This window comes from Sorangium sp. So ce124 (genome assembly GCF_051525235.1).
Lineage (GTDB): Bacteria > Myxococcota_A > Polyangia > Polyangiales > Polyangiaceae > Sorangium > Sorangium atrum.
Genome location: NZ_CP150312.1, coordinates 9,366,324 through 9,390,108 on the forward strand (window position 1 = coordinate 9,366,324; position 23,785 = coordinate 9,390,108).

The 23,785-nt window shown below is 68.5% G+C and carries 22 protein-coding genes; 15 read left to right on the plus strand and 7 right to left on the minus strand.

What is annotated here, in order from left to right; all coding sequences use genetic code 11:
• The gene (locus WMF19_RS35195; RefSeq protein WP_437894363.1) at positions 1–1,149 is read left to right on the plus strand and encodes a glycosyltransferase; all 1,149 of its coding nucleotides are present in this window, start codon (positions 1–3) and stop codon (positions 1,147–1,149) included.
• A gap of 607 nt (positions 1,150–1,756) precedes the next feature.
• Positions 1,757–2,494 (plus strand): class I SAM-dependent methyltransferase, encoded by a 738-nt coding sequence (locus WMF19_RS35200; RefSeq protein ID WP_437894364.1) that lies wholly within the window; start codon positions 1,757–1,759, stop codon positions 2,492–2,494.
• A 277-nt stretch (positions 2,495–2,771) separates the two neighbouring features.
• On the opposite strand, the gene WMF19_RS35205 is transcribed toward WMF19_RS35200, so the two are convergent.
• Positions 2,772–3,440, minus strand: coding sequence for a transposase (locus WMF19_RS35205; protein ID WP_437894365.1), 669 nt, complete (start codon positions 3,438–3,440; stop codon positions 2,772–2,774).
• On the minus strand, positions 3,437–3,634 hold the full coding sequence (locus WMF19_RS35210) for a winged helix-turn-helix domain-containing protein (RefSeq protein ID WP_437894366.1): 198 nt from the start codon (positions 3,632–3,634) through the stop codon (positions 3,437–3,439). Before WMF19_RS35210 ends, WMF19_RS35205 begins: the two co-directional genes overlap by 4 nt.
• A gap of 330 nt (positions 3,635–3,964) precedes the next feature.
• Between WMF19_RS35210 and WMF19_RS35215 the strand changes: the two genes are divergently transcribed.
• Complete coding sequence (locus tag WMF19_RS35215; protein ID WP_437894367.1) at positions 3,965–4,828, plus strand: tyrosine-type recombinase/integrase; 864 nt, start codon at positions 3,965–3,967, stop codon at positions 4,826–4,828.
• A 6-nt stretch (positions 4,829–4,834) separates the two neighbouring features.
• Positions 4,835–6,109 carry an IS91 family transposase gene (locus WMF19_RS35220; protein WP_437894368.1) on the plus strand — a complete coding sequence of 425 codons (1,275 nt, stop codon included), beginning with the start codon at positions 4,835–4,837 and terminating at the stop codon, positions 6,107–6,109.
• A gap of 344 nt (positions 6,110–6,453) precedes the next feature.
• Here WMF19_RS35220 and WMF19_RS35225 read toward each other — a convergent pair whose 3' ends face one another.
• Positions 6,454–6,711, minus strand: a complete 258-nt coding sequence (locus tag WMF19_RS35225) for a hypothetical protein (RefSeq protein WP_437894369.1) — start codon at positions 6,709–6,711, stop codon at positions 6,454–6,456.
• 486 nt (positions 6,712–7,197) lie between these two features.
• On the opposite strand from WMF19_RS35225, the gene WMF19_RS35230 reads away from it, so the two are divergent.
• Together WMF19_RS35230 and WMF19_RS35235 are read left to right on the plus strand one after the other, a co-directional pair.
• Entirely contained in the window at positions 7,198–8,106 is a 909-nt protein-coding gene (locus WMF19_RS35230; protein WP_437901711.1) for a glycosyltransferase family 4 protein, read from the plus strand.
• A 116-nt stretch (positions 8,107–8,222) separates the two neighbouring features.
• Positions 8,223–9,611 carry an alkaline phosphatase family protein gene (locus WMF19_RS35235; RefSeq protein WP_437894370.1) on the plus strand — a complete coding sequence of 463 codons (1,389 nt, stop codon included), beginning with the start codon at positions 8,223–8,225 and terminating at the stop codon, positions 9,609–9,611.
• A gap of 35 nt (positions 9,612–9,646) precedes the next feature.
• Here WMF19_RS35235 and WMF19_RS35240 read toward each other — a convergent pair whose 3' ends face one another.
• Positions 9,647–9,976, minus strand: a complete 330-nt coding sequence (locus tag WMF19_RS35240; protein WP_437894371.1) for a hypothetical protein — start codon at positions 9,974–9,976, stop codon at positions 9,647–9,649.
• Between the two features lie 255 nt (positions 9,977–10,231).
• On the opposite strand from WMF19_RS35240, the gene WMF19_RS35245 reads away from it, so the two are divergent.
• The 5 genes from WMF19_RS35245 (at position 10,232) to WMF19_RS35265 (ending at position 15,567) form a co-directional block, all read left to right on the plus strand.
• Positions 10,232–11,353, plus strand: coding sequence for a DegT/DnrJ/EryC1/StrS family aminotransferase (locus WMF19_RS35245; protein WP_437894372.1), 1,122 nt, complete (start codon positions 10,232–10,234; stop codon positions 11,351–11,353).
• Positions 11,354–11,675: 322 nt separating this feature from the next.
• Entirely contained in the window at positions 11,676–12,476 is an 801-nt protein-coding gene (locus WMF19_RS35250; RefSeq protein WP_437894373.1) for an ADP-ribosylation family protein, read from the plus strand.
• Positions 12,477–12,651: 175 nt separating this feature from the next.
• On the plus strand, positions 12,652–13,215 hold the full coding sequence (locus WMF19_RS35255; protein ID WP_437894374.1) for an RNA polymerase sigma factor: 564 nt from the start codon (positions 12,652–12,654) through the stop codon (positions 13,213–13,215).
• Positions 13,205–14,488, plus strand: a complete 1,284-nt coding sequence (locus tag WMF19_RS35260; protein WP_437894375.1) for a FecR domain-containing protein — start codon at positions 13,205–13,207, stop codon at positions 14,486–14,488. The genes WMF19_RS35255 and WMF19_RS35260 overlap by 11 nt, the downstream gene beginning before the upstream one ends.
• Entirely contained in the window at positions 14,485–15,567 is a 1,083-nt protein-coding gene (locus WMF19_RS35265; RefSeq protein WP_437894376.1) for a hypothetical protein, read from the plus strand. The genes WMF19_RS35260 and WMF19_RS35265 overlap by 4 nt, the downstream gene beginning before the upstream one ends.
• 195 nt (positions 15,568–15,762) lie before the next feature.
• On the opposite strand, the gene WMF19_RS35270 is transcribed toward WMF19_RS35265, so the two are convergent.
• Positions 15,763–16,050 (minus strand): hypothetical protein, encoded by a 288-nt coding sequence (locus tag WMF19_RS35270; protein WP_437894377.1) that lies wholly within the window; start codon positions 16,048–16,050, stop codon positions 15,763–15,765.
• Positions 16,051–16,283: 233 nt separating this feature from the next.
• Here WMF19_RS35270 and WMF19_RS35275 point away from each other — a divergent pair, with 233 nt between their 5' ends.
• The gene (locus tag WMF19_RS35275; RefSeq protein WP_437894378.1) at positions 16,284–16,958 is read left to right on the plus strand and encodes a hypothetical protein; all 675 of its coding nucleotides are present in this window, start codon (positions 16,284–16,286) and stop codon (positions 16,956–16,958) included.
• Between the two features lie 19 nt (positions 16,959–16,977).
• On the plus strand, positions 16,978–17,451 hold the full coding sequence (locus WMF19_RS35280; RefSeq protein ID WP_437894379.1) for a hypothetical protein: 474 nt from the start codon (positions 16,978–16,980) through the stop codon (positions 17,449–17,451).
• 68 nt (positions 17,452–17,519) lie between these two features.
• Here the strand turns inward: WMF19_RS35280 and WMF19_RS35285 are convergent, their stop codons facing one another.
• Positions 17,520–18,167 (minus strand): YkgJ family cysteine cluster protein, encoded by a 648-nt coding sequence (locus WMF19_RS35285; RefSeq protein ID WP_437894381.1) that lies wholly within the window; start codon positions 18,165–18,167, stop codon positions 17,520–17,522.
• 80 nt (positions 18,168–18,247) lie between these two features.
• Between WMF19_RS35285 and WMF19_RS35290 the strand changes: the two genes are divergently transcribed.
• Complete coding sequence (locus WMF19_RS35290) at positions 18,248–18,976, plus strand: glutamine amidotransferase (RefSeq protein WP_437894382.1); 729 nt, start codon at positions 18,248–18,250, stop codon at positions 18,974–18,976.
• Between the two features lie 75 nt (positions 18,977–19,051).
• Here the strand turns inward: WMF19_RS35290 and WMF19_RS35295 are convergent, their stop codons facing one another.
• Entirely contained in the window at positions 19,052–19,759 is a 708-nt protein-coding gene (locus WMF19_RS35295) for a TetR/AcrR family transcriptional regulator (RefSeq protein WP_437324187.1), read from the minus strand.
• Between the two features lie 371 nt (positions 19,760–20,130).
• Between WMF19_RS35295 and WMF19_RS35300 the strand changes: the two genes are divergently transcribed.
• Entirely contained in the window at positions 20,131–23,739 is a 3,609-nt protein-coding gene (locus WMF19_RS35300; RefSeq protein ID WP_437894383.1) for a BadF/BadG/BcrA/BcrD ATPase family protein, read from the plus strand.
• Positions 23,740–23,785 lie beyond the last annotated feature (46 nt).

The following is a 23,785-nucleotide window of genomic DNA, read 5'->3' on the forward strand; positions in this document are numbered from 1 at the left end:
ATGCAGGTCTTCGTACACTTGTCTGCAAGCCAGGACGCTGAGGAGTGGACGCGGCGCTGGTCGGCGGGAACCCTGATAGGTATCAACGAACGTAAACCTTACGGTTACGATCGCGCCGAAGCCCACGGCTGCAACGTGGTGTTCTCTCGGGCCCACGCCGAGCGGCTACCCGCCCGCGCGCTGCGGCTCGGCGTGCGCGCCCTGCTCGGCTTCGATCTGGTGCACGCCTTCCGCAATCGCGCCGAGATTCAGCGGGCGGACGTGGTCTGGACGCACACCGAGTCGCAGCACTTGGGGGCGCTGGCCATGCTGCGCATCCTCGAGGGCTTGCAGCGCGAACCCGCGCGCTCGCCCGTGCTGATCGCGCAATGCGTCTGGTTCTTCGACGGCGCCGCGCGCAAGCTCGATCCGCGCAGCCTGCTGTGGCGCGCGCTGCTCGCGCGCGCGGATGCGATCACCGTGCATTCGAGCGAGAACCTGCGCGTGGCGCGTGGAATGTTTCCGAACAACCACACCGAGCTCGTCCGCTTCGGGATCCGCGTGGACGAGATGGTTCCGGCGCGGCGGCGCGCTCGCAGCGGACCGCTGCGCATCGTGGCCGTGGGCAACGATCGGCACCGCGATTGGTCGACGCTGGTGGCGGCAGTGCGCGATTTCGAAGCCTGTAGCGCGCGCATCGTGTCCCAAACCGCCCCGCGCTCGACGGGACGCGGCTGTGCACGCATCGAGTTGCTGCGCGTCTCCCGCAACGAAAAACTCGCCGAGCTCTACGACTGGGCGGACGTGGCCGTCGTCCCGCTCAAGCACAACCTGCACGCTTCGGGCATCACGGTGATCGAAGAAGCGCTCGTGCGCGGACTGCCGGTCGTGGCCACGGACACAGGCGGTTTACGCTCGTACTTCGCCGACGACGAACTGTTCTACTGCGCCGTGGGCGATCCCGACTCGCTGCGCCGGCAGCTCGAGCTGTGCGCGCGCGAGCCCGACACCTGCCACGAGCGCACCGCCCGCGCCCAAACCAAGCTCCGCGAAGGCGACCTTAACTCGGAAGCGTACGTGCGCCGTCACGTGGAGCTGTCACGCGAACTGTTCGAGCGCGCCGCCTCACGCAGCGTCTCCGCACCGCAGCTGGTGCCTGCCGGCAAGTGACAGTCAGCGCGCGATGTAGCGCTCGATGACCTTGCGCGCGGCGAGTCGCCACCGAAACTTTTCGCGCTGAACGACGGCCGCGGCTCGCATGGGGCGCGGCCGTGCTTCAGTCTCGAGCGACTCTCAGTGCTCGCGGATGGACGCGTGGCGTATCGGCTTGGCAAACCGCAGCGCGCCGTCGCGCGCGGAGCGGGTTCTCCTGAGCGTGTTCGCGTGCCAGTGGCGTCGCGGACACATAGGGATCTTATCAATTCGAATCTCCGTAACTTGACAGGATTGTAAAAACCGCATACGCTCCTGAGTGACTGGAGCGTGCGTGCGGACTGCCCGCCGTGTCATCCGTCGTTTGGGGGGGACAAACCATGGCTTCGATGGGTGTGGGGCGCATTGTCCCGGTCGAACGTCCTTTGATCACGGTTCCCATACGGCAATACCCGTGGAAGAACCGGCGCTGCACGCCGAATTGCCGGTTATTCTTGCAGGCCGGCGGCGTCGCCGTGGCGAGCACCGTGCTTGCGTGCGGCGGCGGGGGAAGCCCGTATTCCTATAACAACTCCTCCTGCCCCGGTTCCGTCGAGCAGGCGAACATCCTGTCAGGAGACGCATCTTGACTTCGGCCGTGACCCTCGACCGGTGGACCGCTGCCCAGACCGCCGAGCTTAGCTATTGGCGCGAGCTCGACCTGCGCGAGATCCTGCGCATCTGCGCCGAGAAGCCGGAATTCCTGTCGCTGTTCGACGACGGGACGCAGCGCGACCTGCTGTACGGCAAGGACGTGCTGGAGGTGGGCTGCGGCCCCCTGGGCGTGAGCGTCGTGTCGTTCAGTCGCCACAAGACCGGGGTGCGCCGGCTGGTCAAGGCCGATCCCCTGCCCCGCCTGCCTCTGCGCGAGACTCGGCTGGTCGTGGACACCTGGGCTGCCCCTTTCCTGACCTGGGTCGAGGGTCTTGCGGCCGAGGGCGAGTACATCCAGACGCCGGGCGAAGATCTGGGCTTCGACGCCTGTTTCGACACGGTGGTCACCTACAACGTGCTCGACCATGTTCGCGAGCCGCTGACCATCCTGCGCAACGCGGCGCGGGCGCTGCGTCCGGGCGGCAAGCTGCTGGTCGGCGTCGATTGTCTATCGCTGGTCGGGCGCTGGCGCTTCGAGCTGCTGACGCGGCAGATCCACAAGGGCAGCATCCTGGTCGAGGCCCACCCGCACACGTTCCTGCCCAGCACGGTGGGTCGGATGATCGAAAGCGCGGGCTTCCGCCTCAATGCCATAACCGGAGTGCCGGGGCTGCTGCGGCGGCTTGCCGGTCGCCACTCACGTCCGGCCTTCCTCGCCACCAGGCCGTGAAAAACGCGCTCGCCACCATGAGATCGTCGGGTTCGGTATCGAGCCGTGCAACGAGAGACTCATCCAAAATCGGAGGGCCAGACGTAGGCTCCGATGCGACAGGGTTCTCGTTTGGTGTTCGGCGGATGCGATAGCCGTGCTCGATAGTCCCGTCGTCCCGAGTACCCTCCCCCGCCTCCTGATGGTACAAATGGTCCTCACCGAGGTAAGAGTACCTAACAAATAGGCGTTTGCTCGAACGCCAGCGACTTGCAGCCGTCCGCGTTCGAGCAAACGCCTAATTGTTAGGCGCTCTAGAGCGGTTCGCGATTGGCTTTGGTACAGACCGCGCCCCTCGGGCGGGGCGTGGCGGATCCCGAGCGCGACGCTTGCGAGGCGTGCGAATCCGCGGCGCACGCCTCCGAGGCGTGCCCCTGCGCTGCGGTCTGGGACGAGGGGGTCGGTCGAGGTAGCCCGCATGGCGGAACCAGCCTTCGGCGTCCTTCGGCGTCACCTGGTGGAGGGCCCTGTCCATCGCGTCGAGCACGCCCACCACGGTCCGCTGCCCAGCGGTGCGGAGGGTCTGCTTGATCTTGCTGCCGCACTCTTCCACCGGCGAGAAATCAGGCGAGTAAGGCGGCAGCGGGTGGTAGTCGGCACCCGTCGCCTCGATGGCCGCGCGGACCTCGGGGTATAGATGTGGCTTGAGTCGATCCACGAGCACGATGTCGCCAGGCCGCAGCACCGGAGCCAGATATTCCTGGGCGTACGTCTCAAATCGAGGACGATTCATGGCGCCTTCGAAGACCACCGGCGCCACCACCCCCTGCAGCCCCAGCCCGAGCACCAGCGTGAGGTTCGGGTCCGCGTTCGCCGGCGCCTTGCCGTAGGCCCGCTGCCCGCTGGGGGCGTAGCCATAGAGCCGGGTCATGCCCAGGTTGGCACCGAACTCGTCGACGAAGATCAAGCGGCGCGCATCTGCGGTCCCCGCCCAATCTTGAAAACTCGCGCGGGCCTGTTGAACGTCCGGGCGGTCTTGCTCGCTGGCACCCAACGTCCTTTTTTTCGGGTGATCCCCATCCGGTGCAGTGTGCGGCTCATCGTCGAGACGCTGACGTGCACATGGTGACGCTGCTCCATCTGCTCGATCAGTTGAACCAAGCCGCTTCGCGGCAGCTCCTGTGCCGGCCGCGAGCGAGCGCGATGCTGACGAGGTGCAGGAACTCGGCGTGAGGCTCAAGAAGATGCTGCGGGCCCTGCGCCGTTAAGCATTCCGGATACCGAGCCGCGGTTTCCTGCCGCGACTCGGATCCTTGTCTTCGCTGCGGTTGTCACGGCAGTCATTGCTGCCGCAGCGCGGCTTTTGCCAGTATTTATTGCGAAAAAAGAGCCCGGCGCCGCGCAGGACTGGCCGCCCGCCGCCTCATTCCCTGCCCACCCTGCCGTTCGCGACGCCCCTGCCCGGGCGCCGCGTCCACCAGGAGGGCAGCGATGGGACAGCTCCGCGATCGAATGGCCGAAGACCTGAAGCTGCGGCGATACAAGCCGTCGACGTGCGACAATTACCTCCGCTGCGCACGGGCCTTCGTAGCCTATCACCGCAGGCCGCCGCAGCAGATGGGTCTCGACGAGGTGCGCGCGTTTTTGCTCTATCTCGCCGAGCAGCGAAAGATCGCGGAGGCGACGCAGCACCAGTACGTGGCGGCGATCAAGTTCCTCTACGCCACCACGCTCGGGCGTCCGGAGGTCGCCGTCGCGATCCCCTGGCCGAAGGTACCCCAGAAGCTGCCGCCGGTCCTCAGCGGCACCGAGGTCGAGGCGCTGCTCAACGCGAGCGGCTCGGTCAAGCAGCGCACGATCGTACTGACGGCGTACGGCGCCGGTCTGCGGATCGATGAGGTCTGCTCGCTGCGGGTCGAGGACATCGACAGCAAGCGCAACCTCATCCACGTCCGCAATTGCAAGCACGGGCGTGATCGGTACGTGATGCTCAGCGCCCCCGTGCTGACCGCGCTGCGCATCTACTGGCGGGCGGAGAGACCCGCTGGACCGGAGCTGTTCCCGGGTCGCAAGCAGGGCTCGGTCATCTCGCACGAGGCGGTGCGCAACGCGCTGCGCGAGGCGGCGAGGCGCTGCAAGCTGCACAAGCGCGTCACCCCGCACGTGCTGCGGCACAGCTTCGCTACCCACCTGCTCGAGCTCGGCACCGACATCCGCGTCATCCAGACCCTGCTCGGCCATCGCTCCATCCGCACCACCGTCCGCTACGTCCGCGTCAGCCAGGCTCACGTCGGTCGCACCCGCAGCCCGGTCGAGGTGCTCGGCACCCAGGAGGCCAAGAAGAAGCTCGGCTGAGGTCGCGTGCACCCGCATCCCCCGGCGCCGCGGCCCACGGCAACGGGTAGGCCTCGGCTCGAGGTCGCGGATATCGTCCGCGCCCACGGCGAGGCCTACCTGCGCGCCCACGCCGTCTCCACCGCCCAGCGCAAGGTCCTGCGCGACATCGCTGCGTGCAGGACCGCGGTGCTGGGCGGCCATGTCGACGTGTGCACGAGCTGCGGCCACGAGCAGCCCTCGTACAACTCCTGCCGCAACCGCCACTGTCCCAAGTGCCAGAGCCTCAGCCAGGCCAGGTGGATCGCCGAGCGGCAGCAGCGCATCCTGCCGACGCACTACTTCCACGTCGTCTTCACGCTCCCGGCCGAGCTGCGCCCGCTGGCGCTCGTCAACCAGCAGACGGTCTTCGATCTGCTCTTCCAGTGCGGCTCGCAGACCCTGCTCACGCTCGGCCGCGATCCCAAACGGCTCGGCGCCGACCTCGGTGTCACCGCCGTGCTGCACACCTGGAGCCGCAATCTCAGCTTCCATCCGCACCTGCACTGCATCGTCACCGGCGGCGGCCTCTCGCCCGACGGCTCGCGCTGGATCGAGGGGCGGCGCGGCTACCTCTTCCCTGTGCAGGTCCTCGGCAAGCTCTTCCGCGGCAAGTTGCTCGCCGCGCTTCGGCAGGCCTATGACCAAGGAGAGCTCGACCTGACCGGCGGAGCCGCCGCGCTGGCCAACCCCGCTGCCTTCGCTGCGCTGCTCGACGCGCTCTACCGCAAGCCCTGGGTGGTCTACGCCAAGCCGCCCTTCGCTGGGCCCGAGCAGGTCTTTGCCTACCTCGGTCGCTATACCCACCGGGTCGGGCTGTCCAATCACCGGCTGCGGTGGATGGATGAGCGCGGCGTGTGCTTCCGGACCCGCGGAGACAAGACCGTGACGCTCTCCGCAGACGAGTTTCTGCGTCGCTTCCTGATGCACGTGCTGCCACATCGCTTCGTGAAGATCCGACACTTCGGCCTGATGGCCGCGTGTCACGCCACCACCACGCTCGAGGTGGCACGCACGAGGATCCTGGCGGCGCGAGACGCAGGGCAGTGCGCTGTCGGGGGAGATGAGCACCGGGAAGCCAGCTCTCACGAGCACGAGCCCTCTGCGCGCCACGTCGTCAAGGTCGACTGGTGCACGCTGCTCGCCGAGCTCACGGGGATCGACCTGTCCATCTGTCCTCGCTGCGGTCAGGCTGCGATGGCTCGCCGCCCGCTGCCGTCGTGCGTCGTCGCCTCTTCCGCTGCCCCTCCGGACACGTCATGAGCATCGCTGGCCTGGGCAGAAGCGACAGCACCACCTCCGTTGCGCGGCGGTCAGGCATCGATCCGCCTTCTGCGCCGTCCACGTCGGCGGCCTGCGTGCTGCTGGGCCTCCGTCGGCGCCGCGCTCTGCCTCGGCACGTCTGCGCCCAACGTCGTGGCGGCGGGATGCACCACGCGTGCGAGCCCCGCCGCGCCCGCCCTCTGCTGCCTTCTCGGGCAGGATCTCCATAGGCCTCGCGACCGCCTCGCCCGGCCGCGAACCGGCCCGGTCCAACCCGACGTTTGCGGGACTGCGCCGGGACCTCGCCGCCGCTGCTGCTCAGGCGCAGTCCCGCAAACGCCTATTCATTCTGCCAACGTCCGGTCGTTCTTCTCTTCCAGCAGCGCGATCAGTGCCCGCTCGTCTGTGTCGTCGAGCTTCCGTGGCATGCCGCCGCCGTGCGGGCTCGGCGCGAGGTCGCCCGTGGCGCGCAGCTGCGTGAGATAGTTCTGCACCGTGTTCGGGGCGACCTCGAACCGCTCGGCCAGCTCCCGGATACTTCCTTCACGGTTCTGGTAGGCGTCGATGATCCGCCGCCGCAGGTCGATGCTGTACGGGCCCATGCGGTAGGCAACAGCATCAGCGATGCCACCGTCCCGCCCGACCGTGCTCAGCTTGTACCAAGCTCAACCGCAAATCGCTCTAAACACGCGCTGACAGAGCTCGGCGCGGCGTGATCCACGTGGGCCGTTCGGGTCGTTTCAGCGCCGGTTGAGCGAGCCTCCATCCGAGCGCCATTCTGCCCGGCGCTACCAGCGTTCGTGCGCGGAAGCACGGCGCGAAGTTCGCTGTCAGCGCTGTACATCACAGAGATCACCGTCTTGCACAGATCACGATCGACCCAGGCGTCGGCGTGACGCCACAGGATACCATTGGTTCAAGATCTCCGAATTCTCATTGACACGTCAGCGACAGCAGATCAGATTAAGAAATCGGTAAGTTCCAGGCTCAACAGGGTCAGCCCGAGCACGGGGATCCTGGTATGCTCATCGATCGACGATTCACGCGCGAATGGCCGCCGCGATGTGGCAGCTCGGGCAGGGGCCGATGTGCTTCTGCTCCCGGCGGCGAATCGACGCTCCGCGGCGTATTCTCCCATTCCTACGGTAGCCATGGTGCACGCTCTGGCACAAATCCATGTACCGGGAAAATTCGATGCGCTGCGCACGGCCTACCTCCGGGTGCTCATCGGGCGCGTGGTCGGGAGGGCCGACGAGCTGATCGAGATCAGTGAGGCGACGCGGCGAGATCTGGTGGGGATGCTCAGAAGACCATCAGGCAGCGTACGGGTGGTCCCGAATGGCGTCGATTACGAGCGAATCACGCTGCCGGTCGGCGATGACCCGCGGGTTCGGGCAGCGCGCAGGCGATTCGGACTGCATAAGCCCTATCTGCTCTACCTGGCGCGGATCGAGTATGCCGGGAAAGACCACCTGCACCTCTTGCGTGCATTCCAGAGGAGCCGTGCAAGCTCTACGCATCTCCTGGTGCTGGCTGGCGCCGACTGGGGTGCCCTGCCCTTGATCATCGAGGAGGTCGTGCGGCTCGGCCTCGGGAATCGCACGATGCTGCTGGGATATGTGTCCGATTCGCTGGAGTCGAGGCTCGTGGCGGGCGCCGATGGCGTCCTCATGGTAGGTCTGCATGAAGGCTTTGGCCTGCCGGCGCTCGAGGCCCTCTCGGCAGGCAGGCCGCTCGCGATTGCGCGGATCGGCGCGCTACCCGAGGTGACGGGCGACCTGGCGGCGAGCTGTGACCCGTCGCATGAGCCGTCCATCGCCGTAACGATGGATCGACTGGTGGAGGATGAAACCTTGCGGGAGCGGGCTCGGCGAGAAGGACCGGGGCACGCCCGCGCGCGAAGCTGGGAAGCCACGGCCCACGGCTGGCTCGATGCCTGTCAGGCCACATTGAGCCGGCGGAGCACCACGGCAAGCCATGACGCGATGATAGAATGATGCGCGACCAAATTCATTATCGATGTTGAATGGCAAATAGCGTTGCTCGCGCTAACGCACGCGACCGTTTGCATCCACGGAGAATGCCACGCGAATACCTACATAGAGGAATGGCCATGCCTGGAAAGCAAGTCCTTTTGTACGAGCTCAACGAAGTGCCGTGGCTCGTGATTGACCGGTTCATGCAGCGTTGCCGCGGCACTCAGCTCGCCGAGACACTTCGATCTGCACAGACGTTTACGACGTTATGCAACGATCCCAATCCGCTCGAACCGTGGCGCAGCTGGCCAGCATTTCATACCGGACTGTCGTCCCTCGAGCATCGTTCGCTCGACCTTGGTCAAGATCCGACGACATTCGGCGGCGAGCCCATTTGGGACACCGTAGCTCGACAGGGTATCAAGGTGGGCGTATTCGGTCCGCTGCAAAGCTGGCCCGCGCGAACCTATGCATCAGGCGGTTTTTACGTACCCGACACGTTCGCCCGTTCGCCGGAATGCGTCCCAGCATCTCTTACCGAAGTGCAGAAATTCAATCTGCGGCTCACGAGGGAAAACCTATTTTCTGCGGACGCGCCTTTGCCAGTCGCTGCGTTCGTAGACGCGCCGCTGACTCTCCTGCGCGCGGGCATGCGTCCATACACGCTTGCTCGGCTCGTCCGGCATGTCTGTATCGAGGCGCTTGATGGTCGCCACAAAGCGGGTCGATCGATGATGCAAGCCGAACCGATGTTCGACATCTTCATGCGTCAAATGCAGGTGCACGCCCCCCGTCTCGGCATTTTCTTCACGAACCACGTGGCCGGCATGATGCACCGATTCTGGGCGGATGCCATGGAATCATTTGGAGAAAAGTCACCCTATGCCGTCAACGGCGTACACGCCGATCTGATCTGGAAAGCAATGCGCATTTTCGATCGACATCTTCGAGAGCTCGTAAAGTGGGTGCATTCTGCTGAAGACCGCGTGGTCATGGTCGCGTCGAGCATGGGACAGGCGCCGATCCCGTATCGATCCGTCGAGAGACATTTAGTCGTTCGCGAAGCGCCGCGCTTGCTCAATGCGATTGGATGTCGCCCGGCCGAGGTTGGACTTGCGATGTACCCCGCGTATTCGCTGAAATTTCGGTCCGACACCGAAGCCGACGCCGCTCGGGCGAGACTCTGCGCGCTGCGAATCGAAGGTCAACCCTTATTTCAACACTTTCGTCGCGCCGCCGCCACTCTGCACTTCGAGATTGTGTCGCCAGCGAGTACGAAAGTGGGTTTGGTGGACAATGACGCCGGTTCTGCGTTCACCCTCGAGGATCTCGGAATCGTTGCGCGCGAGCGTCTCGGCGGTACCAATACGGCGCACCACGTCCCAGAAGGGTCGCTCTTTGTTTTTGGTGCGGGTATTACCGCCGATCCTTCGCGTCGAGAGATCGATTCTCGCGCCGTGCGGGCGCGAATTATCGATACTATCGGATGCAAACCCGATTCGGCCCCCACCGCGCTCGCGAGTTGAGTTGAGGCACACATGAACCGTGACGCACTTGACGCTCATCCGGTGAGGAGGAGCCTGCCCGCATGTCGCGCCACACGAGAGCCGGATCGCACGACACTCTCGGCGAAGCCGCCGGACAGATGGGCACCGCAGTGCGGCAGGCTCCAGACGCTCACGTACAGCGCGACGGGGGCCAGGTGCACGGGCCGGATGGTCGCCTTGCTCGCCAGCGACAGGATCGACGGCATCGAAACGTAGACGTGGATCCAGCGGCCCCAGTCGATCGCGACGACGTACAGCGGCCCGGTGAAGGCTGCCGCCAAGGCCGGGGAGCGCCAGTGCCGGCGCCACCAATCCGTCAACAGCAGTGGCAGGACCGACAGCATGGCCAGCGGACCGTACAGCCAGTACTTCGGCCTACACTGCCTCACGGCAGAGACCCCATCGGACGCCGACAGCGGCAGCCACGCGGTGGCGCCGGAGCACGCTGCGCGCTCCAGCCCATGCGCCAGTATCACGCTGCAGATTCGTCTCGGCCTGCTCCGACGTGCCCTTGTACAGCATGCTGAGAGCCAGGGCCGACCATTACGAGGGGCTTAAATTTCTGAACGCGTTTTGATATTCATCCATCCGGGAGCTATATGGGAGCCGCATTTCTTCCTGTCGCCGAGCCCGATCTGACCTCGCTCGAGGAGCGCTACGTGCTCGACGCGCTCCGCTCCGGCTGGGTCTCCTCAATCGGTGAGTACATCGAGCGCTTCGAGGCCGGGTTCGCGGCCCTGTGCGGCGTCAAGCACTGTGTGGCCCTCTCCAACGGCACGGTCGCGCTTCACGTGGCGCTCGCGGCGCGCGGGCTTCAGCCCGGCGACGAGGTCATCGTGCCGGATCTCACGTTCGTGGCCACCGCGGCCGCGGTGGTCCACGCGGGCGCGACGCCGGTGCTCGTGGACGTGGACCCGCGGACCTGGTGTCTGGATCCGGAGCTCGTCGAGCGCGCCGTCTCGCCGCGCACGCGCGCGATCATCCCCGTGCACCTCCTGGGCCACCCGGCCGACATGACGGCGCTGCGGAAGATCGCCGATCGCGCGTCGCTGTTCCTGCTCGAGGACGCGGCCGAGGCGCACGGGGCCCGGTGGGACGGGCGCACCGTCGGGAGCATCGGAGACGCCGCGTGCTTCAGCTTCTATGGCAACAAGCTGCTCACGACGGGCGAGGGCGGGTGCATTACGACGAACGACGCGGGCTTCGCGCAGCACGTGCGGTTCCTGAAGGACCACGCGATGAGCCGCGAGCGCCGATATTTCCACCCGGCGGTCGGCTACAACTACCGGCTCACCAACCTGCAGGCCGCGATAGGGTGCGCGCAGATCGAGCGCTTCCCCGAGCTCCTCCAGAAGAAGGCGAATCTCCTCGCGTGGTACCGCGAGGCGCTGGACGGCTCCGGGATCGCGTTGAATCCGCAGTCGAAGGGCGCCGAGACGGTCTGCTGGCTCGTCGCGGCGCTGCTGCCGGGGGAGTGGTCGGCCGAGCGGCTCGACAAGGTGATGGGACGCCTGCGAGAGAACGGGATCGACTCGCGGCCGTTCTTCGTGCCGCTCCACGAGCTCCCGCCCTACCGCGGACTCCGGTTCGAGCGCGGCGCGGAGGCCGTCGCGAGCAGCCTCGCCGTCCGCGGGATCTGCCTCCCCTCGTCCAGCAGCCTCACGCGCGCGGACGTCGAGCGCGTGGCGTACCAGCTGCGCGCGGCCCTCTACAACGTCTAGACGGGACGCTCATGAAAGTTCTTGTCCTCGGTACCGGCACCGCCCGGGCCGGCTTCGCGTAGGATGGCGAACGCCATGAGCAGCCCGGAGATCGAGGCAGCGCTCGCGCTCGCGCTCGCGCGCCAGCGCTGGGAGAAGATGTTCCCCGTCGAGAACGACCGCGCCAAGCTCGCGAGCTGGGACCCACCGTATTTCGCGCCGGGGCTCGGCCTCGTCGCGGCGTTCAGCCTCTTCGACGCGAGCACTCACTCTGCGGCTGCCGCGCTACCTCGCGACCTTCGCGGCGTTCTGGCGCAGCCTCGACGAGATGGAGCGCCGGGGCATGAGCGACCTCGGGCGATCGCCGGGCGGGATCATGATCTGGTTCGAGGACGGCGGGCTCGAGCGGAAGACGCGCGGCGGGCTCGACCCGCGGCTCGAGTGCCGGTTCCGCGCCGACCCGCCCGAGCTGGTCACCGTGATGTGGGGCGACTCCGACGGGCTGCACCATGGCCTGTGGTACGATGACCCCGCGGATCCGCCGACCTGCATCGCGCACAATTACGCCCGCGACTCTGCGGAGACCTGGAGGGACAGCGAGCCCACGCCCCTCGCGGTGCTCGCTGCCCGCGTGCGCGAGCGCATCGCGAGCCCTGACGAGCAGGAGCCGGCGCCGCTGCAGGTGTACGCCGCGCTCGCCGCCATCGAATGGTTCGACGAGGCCGACCGCGAGGCCCTCGCCGAGGACCCGCCCGCGCAACGCTGGCTCGAGGCGGACCGCATCCCGACCCTCGGCACGTTCGGGCCCGCGCTGCCGCCCGGCGCCGGGAGCATCCGCGTGGGCTCGCCCGACGAGCGCGTGAAGGCGTGGAAGACGCAGCCGCCCCGCGTGCAGAAGTGGATCGAGTCGGCGAAGCGCGATTGCGCCGAGGGGCGGCCCGCGGCGGCGCTGACGTTCGGGCTCGACCTGCACTGGCTCGATAAGGAGGAATACCGCGACGCCGCGCTCGAGCTGCTGGTGATGGCGTACGAGAAGCTCGGACGGCGCGCGCACGCGGAGACCGTGAAGGTGCATTATGCGCACCGCGATCTCCGGAGCGTGGGGGTGTTCCTCCGGCCGGGCGAGGAGGATGGCGGACCGTAGCGCTGCGAGCGGCTCAGAAGCCGTTCACCGCCTTGCGCCGGGCACCTCGGCTCGGTACTGTGCTCGCTCATCACGACCGATCTGCGAAGTCACGAGCCCTCGGAGCGATGACGTCGTGCGTAGAGCCAGCCTTGCCATCGCTCCGTCAGAGCGTGTCGGTACTGACGAAAGTGAGGTGGTGCGCGCGCTCATCGAAGGGGAGCCGTGGGCGGCAACCGCGGTGTGGAACGCACATGCGCCCAAGGTGTTCCGGATCGTCGCGCGCGTGCTCGGGCCCGGCGCCGACGCAGAGGACGTCACCCAGGAGGTCTTTGTTCGCGTGTTCTCCAGAGTATCGGGGCTGAGAGACCCCGATGCGCTGGGGAGCTTCGTGTTCTCGGTGACCGTTCGACTCCTGAAATGGGAGCTCCGCCGCAGGCGCGTGAGGCGCATCCTCCAGCTCACGGACACTGCAGAGCTCCCGGAACAGGCGGTCGAGCCGGCGGACAGCGAGGCCCGCGAGGCGCTGGGCCGCCTCTATGCGATCCTCGACACGCTGAGCGCAGACGACCGGACCGCGTTCGTGCTCCGCCACATGGAGGGGATGAGCCTGCCGGAGATCGCGGAGGCGACCGGCATATCGCTGGCCACCGTGAAGCGCAGGCTCAGCCGGGCAACGGAGCGCGTGTCGTCCCAGGTCGAGAAGGACACGTCCCTCGCCGCTTACTGCATGAGAGCGGAGGCGCAGGATGACTCTTGACGAGGAGAAGGACCCGGCGCTCGGCCCGGAGGCCGCGCGCGCGGTCGAGCTGGCTCGCCGGTCGCTCGGCGCGATGTCTCCCCAGCAGCGTGTCCAGGGGCTGCTCCGCGTGACGGAGCGGACGGCGAGGCGCCCGGGCTTCCGGCTGTCGCCCCTCCGGGCCGGAGCGCTCGCGCTCGCAGCGGCCGCCGCCGTCCTTCTCGGCGTCAACGTGTGGCAGCGAGGAACGCGCTCCGATCGGCTCTCCTACGAGGTGGAGGGCGGCGCCGTGCAGCAGGACGGCTCCGTCCAGGCGGACACGTCGAGCCGCCCGATGGTCCGGTTCTCCGATGGCACCGAGGTGCAGCTCGCCGAGATGGCGCGCGCGCACATCGTGTCGGTGGACGAGCAGGGCGCCAGGGTCGCCCTCGACCGGGGAGAGGTCCACGCGCGCGTGGTCCACCGGTCGGAGGCGCAGTGGCTGTTCGACGCGGGGCCGTTCCTCGTGACCGTGACCGGGACGGCCTTCGCGCTTTCCTGGGCGCCGGAGGACGAGCGCCTCGATCTGCGGCTCGAGAACGGCGCCGTCATCGTCAGCGGACCGCTGTCCGGCAAGCCGATCGCGGTGCGCGCCGGGCAGTGGCTGACCCTGCGGCAGCGCACGGGAGAGGTGCTCCTGCGCGATCTCGCTCTTCAGCAAGGCGCGGAGGCGTCGCCGGCGCCCGCCCCGGCGCCGCCCGACCGCGCCGAGGAGCCCGGCGCTGCGCCGGTTCCGGATCCGCCCGGGACCCCCGCGGGCCCGACCGCGGCGGCGCTCTCGGCCGAGCCGAGGCGCGACTGGGCCGGGAAGCTCGCGGCGGGGAAGCTCGACGCCATCGTCGACGAGGCGCAGCGCCGCGGGCTCGACGTCTCGCTCGCGGAGAGCAGCAACGAGGAGCTCTCGGTCCTCGCGGACGCGGCGCGGTACACGAGGCGGAACGACATCGCGCGGCAGGCGCTCCTCGCCCAGCGCCGGCGCTTTCCGGCGACGCAACGGGGCAAGGAGGCGGCGTTTTTGCTCGGCCGCCTCGCGGAGGCCCAGGAGGGAGGCGCCGCGGCGCTCGCCTGGTTCGAGACCTACCTCAAGGAGGCTCCGCAGGGGGCGTATGCCTCCGAAGCGCTCGGCCGCAAGATGGTGATCGTGCAGCGGCTCCACGGCGACGCGCAGGCCGAGGCCGTCGCGCGGGCGTACCTGAGCCGGTTCCCGGGCGGAACCTACGCGCAGGCCGCGCGGGCCCTCGCTCGAACGCCGTGAGGTTCGCGCGGGCGCAGGCGCTGGCCGGGGCCCTCGCGCTCCTCCTCTGCGCGGCGAGCCCCGCGGCGTCGGCGGAGCCTGCGCGCGTGGTCCTCGTGCGGCCGGGCGCCGCCGATCCGTCGATCTCCGAGGCGCTGATCCGCATCCGAGGGGAGCTCGTCGCCGACGGATTCGACGTGGAGGTCCTCGATGCGCAGTCGGCCTCCGCCCCCCGGCCGACGATGGACCACGCCGGGCAGCAGGCCGGCTCCGCGGCCCTGATCGGGCTGTTCCTGGCGCCGGATGGCCAGGCCGCCGAGCTCTGGGTGGTCGACCCGCGGACGCACGAGACGCTCGTGCGGCGGATCGACACGCGCGGCGAGGCGCGGGAGCACATCGTCGAGGTGCTCGCGGTGCGCGCCGTCGAGCTGCTCCGCGCGAGCTTGCTCGAGCTCCTGATGTCCTCGCAGCGCGCGCCCGCGCCCGCGCCCGCGCCCGCCGCCGCGCCGCCCCCGAGCAAGGTGAGCGAGCAGGTGCCTCCACAGGCGGAGCAGCCGCGCGTCCACGCGTCGCGCCTATCGATGTGGGGCGTCGAGCTGGGGGGCGGGCTCCTCGCGAGCCCGGGCGGCATCGGCCCGGCGCTGCTCCTTGTCGCGCGTCTGCGCTTCGCGCCGCTCGGTCCGATGGGTCCGCTCGAGGCGCGCCTCTCGTTCGCCGGGCTCGGGACGGCGCCGCGCGTGGTCGGGCCGCAGGGCAGCGCGACCGTGCAGCAGCGGTTCGGGCTCGTCGAGCTCGCGGCGCTCCCCTGGCCCGAGCTGCGTTTGCGCCCGAGGTTCTCGGTGGGCCTCGGGGCGCTCCACGTCGCCGTCGACGGCGAGGCATCGTGGCCGTACCGGGGGGTCCACAGCGCGCAGTGGGCGTTCGCCGCGGACGCCGGCGCCGGCGTCGAGCTCGGGATCGTGAGGCGGCTCCACGTCGTCGCCGAGGCGCACGCGCTCGTCGCGCACCCGTATCCGGTGGTCCGTTTCGTCGAGACCGAGGCGGCGCGCGGCGCGCGCCCGGCGCTGCTCGGCAGCCTCAGCCTCGTGGGGTGGCTGTGATCGAAGGACGAGCGGCGTCACGGCTCCGGGCCGCCGGTGGTGCCCGCACCGGCGTCGGCGCCGGTTCCGACCGGGTTCAGCGCGAACAGCTGGCTGCTGCCGCCGTTGGACGCCAAGAACGCCGGACAGAGCCAGGCGGCCGAGGGTGGGTGCAGCGCCAGGCGCGACGAGGAGCAACGACGCGATCGAGACAGCTCAAGGACCCGCGTCGCGCGCGCGGTACTCGGCGATCATCTCCTTCGTCACGTCGTGATCATAACAGAGAGGCGCTGCGCCTCCCGGCCGCGAATAAGCGCTGCGCTTGCCGCATTGCCTGCCCGCTCGATCGGTATCGTAAGGACACGGGCAGCTCCCGCTGTACGCCGCTCGTGACTCGGCGACGAGAGCCTTCCGGATCGCGGCGTCCGTCTTCGGGGCATCTGCCTTGGCCGACGACGCCGCAAACATCGCCATTCCAACGATGAGCCAGTACCCATGCCGCATAAACTGGCATCGTAGCGACCCTCCGGAACCTCACAACATGTTCTTTCTTTCAGGTGCCCCCGTGTGTTCACATCGGCCGAACGGCTCCCTCGTGGGGCCGTCACCGCCCTCTGTGCCAACGTCGGTTGAGACAGGCTCCCACTGGAAATCTGTCGTGCGAGGGCGGAGAATGGACCTGACCCGCGCCGAGGAACACCAGGCGATCGACGCGCAGCACGTTCGCCTCGTTCTCGTTGCCAGACGCCCGGGTTACCCAGCGTGCGATCGACCTGCTCGACGCCACTCTTCGCCGTGATCTTCGCCAGATTCGCGTAGAATCGAGCGGAGTGAACAGGTCGTCGACGTCATGTGGACCTCTCATCGATGCACCGCAGCGGTCGCTCACCCAGGCCGGTGAGCAGCTCGATCTGCGCGCGGGCTGTCAGGTCGTCGAGGCGACGGTGGATGTCGCGGTAGGGTATTGGAGCTCCCTGGCCACCGCGGTCTGGATGAAGACGACCCACCCGCACCACGCCGCCTCCCTGAGGGCGGCGATCGTGGGGGCCCAGGCAAGCACCCCGTCCCGCAAGGTGTGGCTGCTGCAGATCGTGACCCCTGAAGCCATCGTACCCGACACGCGCAGCCGCAGCGCTCTCGCCGGGATGTTGTGTTCGGTGGATGGCATCGTGTCCCACTCGGCGGTGATCCACATCGGGTCGGGCTTCCGCGCGTCCATCGTGCGCAGCATCGTCACGGGGCTCAACGCCCTGGGACGCCAGCAGTTTCCACATTGTGTCTTCGCCAGCCTCGAGGAAGGCGTCGCCTGGCTGGCCACCCACGGCCTGCCGGACCGGGAGGCCGCCCATCGCGACCTCTCGGCGTTCCATGAGGCCGCGGTCGCGGGCCAGCTCACGAGCGTTCGGACGTGAGCGCCCGGCCCAGAGCATCGTGGCCTCGATCCTCGCGTTCCCGCGCGTCCGCGGCGCCACGTTCTCGACCGATCGAGAGACTCTCCTCGTCTTGACGGGCGCGCCGCGACCAGGGATCCTCGCCGGCATGCGTTTCGCCGCGTTCGGGGTGATTCTGTTGCTCGTGGGCAACGCGCACGCCCAGTCGACGGCGCCGGCGCCCGCCGTCGACACCACCCGGCGCGACGTGGGCACCGGCCTCTCCGTGGGCGGGCTGGTCCTCGGCTCCGTCGGAGCAGGCATGTTCTTCCTCACCCGAAAGAGCGGCGACGACTCCTGCGGTTGCGCGTCTCGCGCATGGGTCTTTCCCACCGTGCTGATGAGCGCCGGAGGCGCGATGGTCCTCACGGGTGTACCGCTCTGGATCACGGGTCAGATCAAGCTCGATCGCGCCACGACCCAGGCGGAGCTGCAGCTCGGTCCGCTCGGCGGAAGCGTCCGGCTCCTGTTCTGAAGGCGTGCGACGCTCGCCCCGCCGCCCCCGCCGTCACGTGACCGCGGGCCCCGCGGCGAGCCCGCCGCTCACCGCTCCACCGGCGCCCCGTCGCGTATCCCGAGCGTCTCCTCGCGCGCCGACAGGCACGCCTCGCTCCCCACGACGAACGCGCGGCAGTTGTCCGGCCTGATCTCGTAGATGGCGCAGCGCCGGTCCTCGCAGAGGTGCTGGCACCGCCCGCTCACCGCGAAGCGCAGCGTGATCTTCCCGTCCCGCGCCCGCCGCACGTAGGTGCGCCCCGTGAGGTCGGCGCGCCCGGCCTCCCGGAAGCGCGCGAGGTCCACCTCGTCGAGCACCACGTTGGCGTCGTGGCAGCAGGCGCCGCACGCCAGGCAGTCGAGCGCCACCTCGCGGAGCGCCCCGGGGTGCGTGCTGTCGCGCTCGCACCAGTCGAGGACCGAGCCCTCGTACTGCCGCTTCACCCGCGCCGTCGCGAGCCCCTTGGCGGGCCCCTCGCTCACGCGGCGAAAGCGCTGCTGCTCGATCGACAGGAGCGACCACAGCCCGAGCTCCGTGAGCTTCCCGTCCTCGCCGATGGAGAGCAGGAGGTCCACCCGTTCGTCCGGCAGCACGATGGCGGCGTGCCCGCCGGCCCTCACGTGCGCCGCTGCGCGGCTCAGGAAACGCGGGCGAAACCGCCGCCAGATGGGGCGAGACACGACGTACGCGGACATCGGGGCGCATCTTCGCGCTCCGGCCCCGCGCTGCCAAGCCCCGCCCTCGCTCGACGGCCGCGCTGCGCTATGTTGGAAGGGTGCGACATCGCAAGAAAATCGTGATCGTGAAGACCGGTGAGCCCGTCCCCCCGGTCCTCGAGCGGCGCGGTCAGTTCTCCGTCTTGATCGAGCAGACGATCGGCGCCACCTGGAGCGGCGGATACGCCACCGTCGACGCCCGCACGGACGAGCTCCCCGCCCCCGACGCCCCCGAGACAGCCGCCTTCGTCGTCACCGGCTCGTCGGCCAACGTCCCCCACCGCGAGCCCTGGATGCTCCGCTGCGAGGCGTGGCTGCGCGGCGTCGTGAACGCCGGCACCCCGACGTTCGGCATCTGCTTCGGCCACCAGATCCTCGCCCAGGCCCTCGGCGGCGAGGTCGTCCGCAACCCGCGCGGCCGCGAGATCGGCAGGATCCGCGTCCAGCGCCGCGCCGACGACCCCCTCTTCGACGGCCTGCCGTCGAGCTTCGAGACGCACGCGACCCACGTCGACACCGTCGGCACGCTGCCCGAGGGCGCCACGAGCCTCGCGTTCACCGAGCTCGACGACCACCAGGTCATCCGCTTCACGAGCGCCTGCTACGGCGTGCAGTTCCACCCCGAGATGGACCACGACGTCATCGCCGGCTACATCGCGTGGCGGCGCGAGATCCTGCAGGCCGAGGGCCACGACGTCCCGGCGCTCCTCGCCCCCATCGCGCCCGATCAGCTCGGCACACGGACGCTGCACAATTTCATCCGGCACGTGGTCGTGCGCGGCGCTTGATCCCTACACAGCCGACCTGACCGGGGTAGTCCATCCCCTGACTGACGCGCCGGTCATCTCGAACTGACGTGCCGGTCAGTCCCCGCGCGACCTGGCCCGCCGACCGCGCGACGGGCTCGCCCGCTCCGGCGCCTCGCCCGGCGCGTCCCCCGCCGCGGGCGCGGCGCGCTCGCCCTCCGGGCGTCGCGCCGCGAGCCCGGCCGCGGGGTCCATCCGGAGATAGCCGCGCCGCAGGAAATCGTGGAGCGCCGTGACGATCCGCTCGCGCGGGCGGGCCTGCTCCTCGAGGGCGTTCTCGAACAGCACCTCCTTCAGCGCGCCGATCGTGAACGTCGCGTAGAGCTCGGTGTCCCCCGGCTCGATGACGCCGAGCCGCTGCCCCTCCGCGAGGCTCTGCTGCAGCAGGAGCTTCACCTCCTGCCGGAAGGCCCGCAGCTCCTTGACGAACGCCGGATCGAGCCCGGCCGCGTGCGACAGGAGGATGCTCGTCAGCGCCGGATCGTCGAGCAGGACGGCCACGATCGCGCGGATGTTGTGCTTGACCTGCGCCTCGACGTCCGCCGACGGGTCCACGCGCAGGATGGCGCCGCCGAGCCGCGAGAAGAGGCCGCGCACGAGCTCGCCGAACACCGAGCGCTTGTCGGGGAAGTAGAGGTAGAACGTCCCCTTCGCGACCTTGGCGAGCGCGACGATGTCGTCGACCTTCGCCTCGTGATACCCCTTCTCGGAAAACACGGTGCGCGCCGCGCGGAGGAGCGCTTGGCGGCGCTCGGCCTTGTCCATGGGCCGGTCGCTTTACCATCACCGGACCGCCATCTGGGGATCGATGTCTCCCCGACGGCGTCGAGCGGTCCCGCCGCCCGAAAGATCCGGAAAATTCGCGGAACAGCGCACGACATGCGGACGCTGGCGGGAACCGCGCGCAAGCAGACGCAACCAAACGCAAGCAAACGCGACCGCCCGCCACCGAGCGCCGCGTCGGAACCTTGCACCCTGGACGCAGCGACGGCCGGAGATGGCCGAAAAACAGCGTTGCGCGACGACCAAGACGCACCGGATTGCTTGATTTCCCGGGCACCCCGTTGTAGCCATCACGACTGACCAGCCAGTCAGTCGGACGCTGGGGACCGGCGACGGCGGTGGGAGGAGCCCCGATGGGAAGGCAGATCCAGGAACCGGTCGTGGTCGGCATCGACGTCGGCTCGACGACGGTGAAGGCCGTCGTGCTCGATCCGCAGACGCTCGAGATTCTCTGGAGCGACTACCAGCGGCATCAGACCAAGCAGCCGGAGAAGGTGCTCGAGCTCCTCGAGACCATCGAGGCGTCGTTCCCCGCGTCGCCGAGGGACAGCTGGCGGGTGTTCATGACGGGCTCGGGCGCCGCGCCCCTCTGCCCCGGCCTCGGCGCCAAGTTCGTCCAGGAGGTCAACGCGGTCACGCTCGCTGTCGAGAACCTGCACCCGGACGTGGGCAGCGTCATCGAGCTCGGCGGGCAGGACGCGAAGATCATCATCTTCCAGCGCGACGAGAAGACGGGCGACAAGACCGCCGCGCCGTCGATGAACGACAAGTGCGCCTCCGGCACGGGCGCCACCATCGACAAGTGCATGATCAAGGTGGGCCTCCCGCCGACGGAGGTGGTGAAGATCCACTTCGACGACTCGAAGCTCCACCACGTCGCCGCGAAGTGCGGAGTCTTCGCCGAGACGGACATCGTGAACCTCGTGAAGAGCGGCATCCCCTCGACGGAGATCCTCTGCTCCCTCGCCGACGCGATCGTCCTCCAGAACCTGTCGGTGCTGACGCGCGGCTCGACGCTGAAGCACAAGGTGCTCCTGCTCGGCGGCCCCAACACCTACCTCCCCTTCCTCCAGGAGTGCTGGCGCAAGCGGATCCCCGAGACCTGGGACGAGCGCGGCTACAGCTGGCCGAAGGACCGGCCGGTCGAGGAGACGATCTTCGTCCCGGAGAACTCGCAGTACTACGCGGCGTTCGGCGCGTGCGTGTACGGGCTCAAGGAGGCCCCGGAGGTCGGCCTCTACGCCGGCAAGGCGGGGCTCATCGAGTACATGACGAACGGCAGGAAGGCCCGGCTCGGCGAGAGCGCGGGCCCGCCGCTCGTGAAGACCCGCGACGAGGTCGACGAGTTCCGGAAGCTCTACAGCATCCCGCGGTTCACGCCGATGAAGCTCGCGCCCGGCCAGGTGGTGCGCGGGGTCATCGGCCTCGACGGCGGCTCCACCTCGTCGAAGGCGGTGCTCATCGACGAGGACGGGAACATCGTCTGCAAGGCCTACCAGCTCTCCAAGGGCAACCCGATCCAGGACGCGAAGGAGCTCCTCTCCCAGCTCAGGCAGTACGTGCTCGATCAGGGCGCGACGCTCGAGGTGCTCGGCTTCGGCGGCACCGGGTACGCGGCCGACGTGCTCCAGGAGTGCATGCGCGCCGACGTCAACATCGTCGAGACCGTCGCCCACATGATGAGCGCGGTGAAGTTCTTCGGCGACGTCGACGTCATCTGCGATATCGGCGGACAGGACATCAAGGTCCTGTTCATGAAGAACGGCGATATCGCGAACTTCCGCCTCTCCAACTCGTGCTCTGCGGGCAACGGCATGTTGCTCCAGGCGATGGCCGACCAGTTCGGCCTGAAGGTGACCGACTACGCCGACACGGCGTTCGGCGCCGAGCTCGCGCCGAAGTTCAGCTACGGCTGCGCCGTCTTCCTCGACACGGACCGCGTGAACTTCCAGAAGGAGGGCTTCTCGAAGGAGGAGCTGCTCGCCGGCCTCGCCCAGGTGCTGCCGAAGAACGTGTGGCAGTACGTCGTGCAGATCCCGCGGCTCGCGGCGCTCGGCACGCGCTACGTGCTGCAGGGCGGCACGCAGTACAACCTCGCGGCGGTCAAGGCGCAGGTCGATTACATCAAGGAGCGCGTCCCCGGCGCCGAGGTGTTCGTCCACCCGCACACCGGCGAGGCCGGCGCGCTCGGGGCCGCGTTCGAGACGCTCCGGGTCGTGAAGCGCAAGGGCCAGTCGACGTTCATCGGGATCGACGCGGCGATCGCCCTCGAGTACACGACGAAGAACGACGAGGAGACGGTCTGCCACTTCTGCCCGAACGAGTGCAAGCGGACCTTCATCGACACGAAGCGGCCTGACGGGACGACGAGCCGCTACATCTCGGGCTTCTCGTGCGAGAAGGGCACCGTCGAGAGCGAGCAGGCGATGCTCGCGCTGGTCGCCGAGCGGAAGAAGATCGCGAAGCAGTTCCCGAACCTCGTCGACTACGAGTCGAAGCTCGCCTTCCGGCACTTCTACGCCACGGCGCCGCTCCCGGAGGACGGCGCGCCGGTGAAGGACACGGTCGTCAAGAAGGGCTTCCTCGGCATCCGCCGGGTGGAGACGACGCGCCCGTTCCGGCGGAGCGGCATCGAGGTGCGCGAGCGCCTGCGCCGCGTCCGCATCGGCATCCCGCGCGTCCTCAACATCTACTCGACCGGCCCGTATTACCGCGCCTACTTCGAGGCGCTCGGCATCCCCAAGCAGAACGTCGTCTTCAGCGACGCGACGAGCGAGGAGATGTGGGTCGAGGGCGGCAAGTACGGCTCGATCGATCCGTGCTTCCCGTCCAAGGTGGCGCAGGCCCATGTCCACAACCTGCTCTTCCACCACCACTCGGACGAGAAGAAGCTCCATTACATCTTCTTCCCCATCCTCACCCATGTGCCGAGCTTCGGCGAAGGGGTGATGGACAAGACGAGCTGCCCGATCGTCGCGGGCGTGCCGGACGTCATGAAGGCGGCCTTCACGAAGGAGGTCGACTTCTTCAAGACGCGCGGCATCGAGTACCTCGATCCTGCGCTCACGTTCTCCGAGATGACGCTGACGGCGCGCCGGATGTTCGAGACCTGGGGCCCGCGGCTCGGCATCACCGAGGACGAGAGCGATCACGCGCACCGCGAGGGGATGCGGGCGCTCTCGCAGTTCGAGCGCGATCTCCAGGACAAGGGGCGGGCGATCCTCGAGACGGTCGAGGCCGAAAATCGCGTCGCCATCCTGATGATCGGGCGGCCGTACCACTCCGACCCGGGCCTGAACCACGGCATCCCGGAGGAGTTCCAGGTGCTCGGCTATCCGATCCTCTCGGTGCGATCCATCCCGCGCGACATGGAGTACCTCGCGAGGTACTTCAAGGACGAGATCGCGACGGGCCAGCACCCGCTCGACATCAACGACGTCTGGCCGGAGAACTACTCGGCCAACAGCGCGCAGAAGGTCTGGGCGGCCAAGTTCGCCGCCCGCCACCCGAACGTCGTCCTGCTCGATCTCTCGAGCTTCAAGTGCGGCCATGACGCGCCGACGTACGGGATCATCGACAGCATCGTGAGCTCGAGCGCCACGCCGTACGCGGCGCTGCACGACATCGACGCCAACAAGCCGGGCGGCTCGATCAAGATCCGCGTGAAGACGTACGCGCACAGCCTCAAGCTGCACGAGGAGGCGCTCGAGGACGCGGCGAAGAAGAAGGCGCAGCTGGTCCAGCGCATCGAGGAGAAGCGGCTCGAGCTGCTCCAGCTGAAGCGCGACCAGCAGGCGGCGCGCAAGATCACGGATCCCGCGCTCGAGCGGGAGATCGCGGCGCTCGCCGAGAAGGTCCGGAGCTACGTCGCGCCGGTCTCGCCGCCCGAGGCGCCGAAGACGGGCCTCGTTCAGCTCAAGAAGAAGCAGTCCGACGGGACCGTCGTCCCCCTGGAAGCCTGAACCACGTCGAAGGTCGAGGGGGGGACGGCGGGGCCGCCCCTTCCAG

Excerpts from the sequence above, each read along its gene's own strand:
- WMF19_RS35195 (WP_437894363.1), top strand. The coding sequence starts at position 1 with ATGCAGGTCTTCGTACACTTGTCTGCAAGCCAGGACGCTGAGGAGTGG.
- WMF19_RS35215 (WP_437894367.1), top strand. The coding sequence starts at position 3,965 with ATGGGACAGCTCCGCGATCGAATGGCCGAAGACCTGAAGCTGCGGCGA.
- WMF19_RS35225 (WP_437894369.1), bottom strand. The coding sequence starts at position 6,711 with ATGGGCCCGTACAGCATCGACCTGCGGCGGCGGATCATCGACGCCTAC.
- WMF19_RS35235 (WP_437894370.1), top strand. The coding sequence starts at position 8,223 with ATGCCTGGAAAGCAAGTCCTTTTGTACGAGCTCAACGAAGTGCCGTGG.
- WMF19_RS35240 (WP_437894371.1), bottom strand. The coding sequence starts at position 9,976 with ATGCTGTCGGTCCTGCCACTGCTGTTGACGGATTGGTGGCGCCGGCAC.
- WMF19_RS35245 (WP_437894372.1), top strand. The coding sequence starts at position 10,232 with ATGGGAGCCGCATTTCTTCCTGTCGCCGAGCCCGATCTGACCTCGCTC.
- WMF19_RS35250 (WP_437894373.1), top strand. The coding sequence starts at position 11,676 with ATGAGCGACCTCGGGCGATCGCCGGGCGGGATCATGATCTGGTTCGAG.
- WMF19_RS35260 (WP_437894375.1), top strand. The coding sequence starts at position 13,205 with ATGACTCTTGACGAGGAGAAGGACCCGGCGCTCGGCCCGGAGGCCGCG.
- WMF19_RS35270 (WP_437894377.1), bottom strand. The coding sequence starts at position 16,050 with ATGCGGCATGGGTACTGGCTCATCGTTGGAATGGCGATGTTTGCGGCG.
- WMF19_RS35285 (WP_437894381.1), bottom strand. The coding sequence starts at position 18,167 with ATGTCCGCGTACGTCGTGTCTCGCCCCATCTGGCGGCGGTTTCGCCCG.
- WMF19_RS35295 (WP_437324187.1), bottom strand. The coding sequence starts at position 19,759 with ATGGACAAGGCCGAGCGCCGCCAAGCGCTCCTCCGCGCGGCGCGCACC.
- WMF19_RS35300 (WP_437894383.1), top strand. The coding sequence starts at position 20,131 with ATGGGAAGGCAGATCCAGGAACCGGTCGTGGTCGGCATCGACGTCGGC.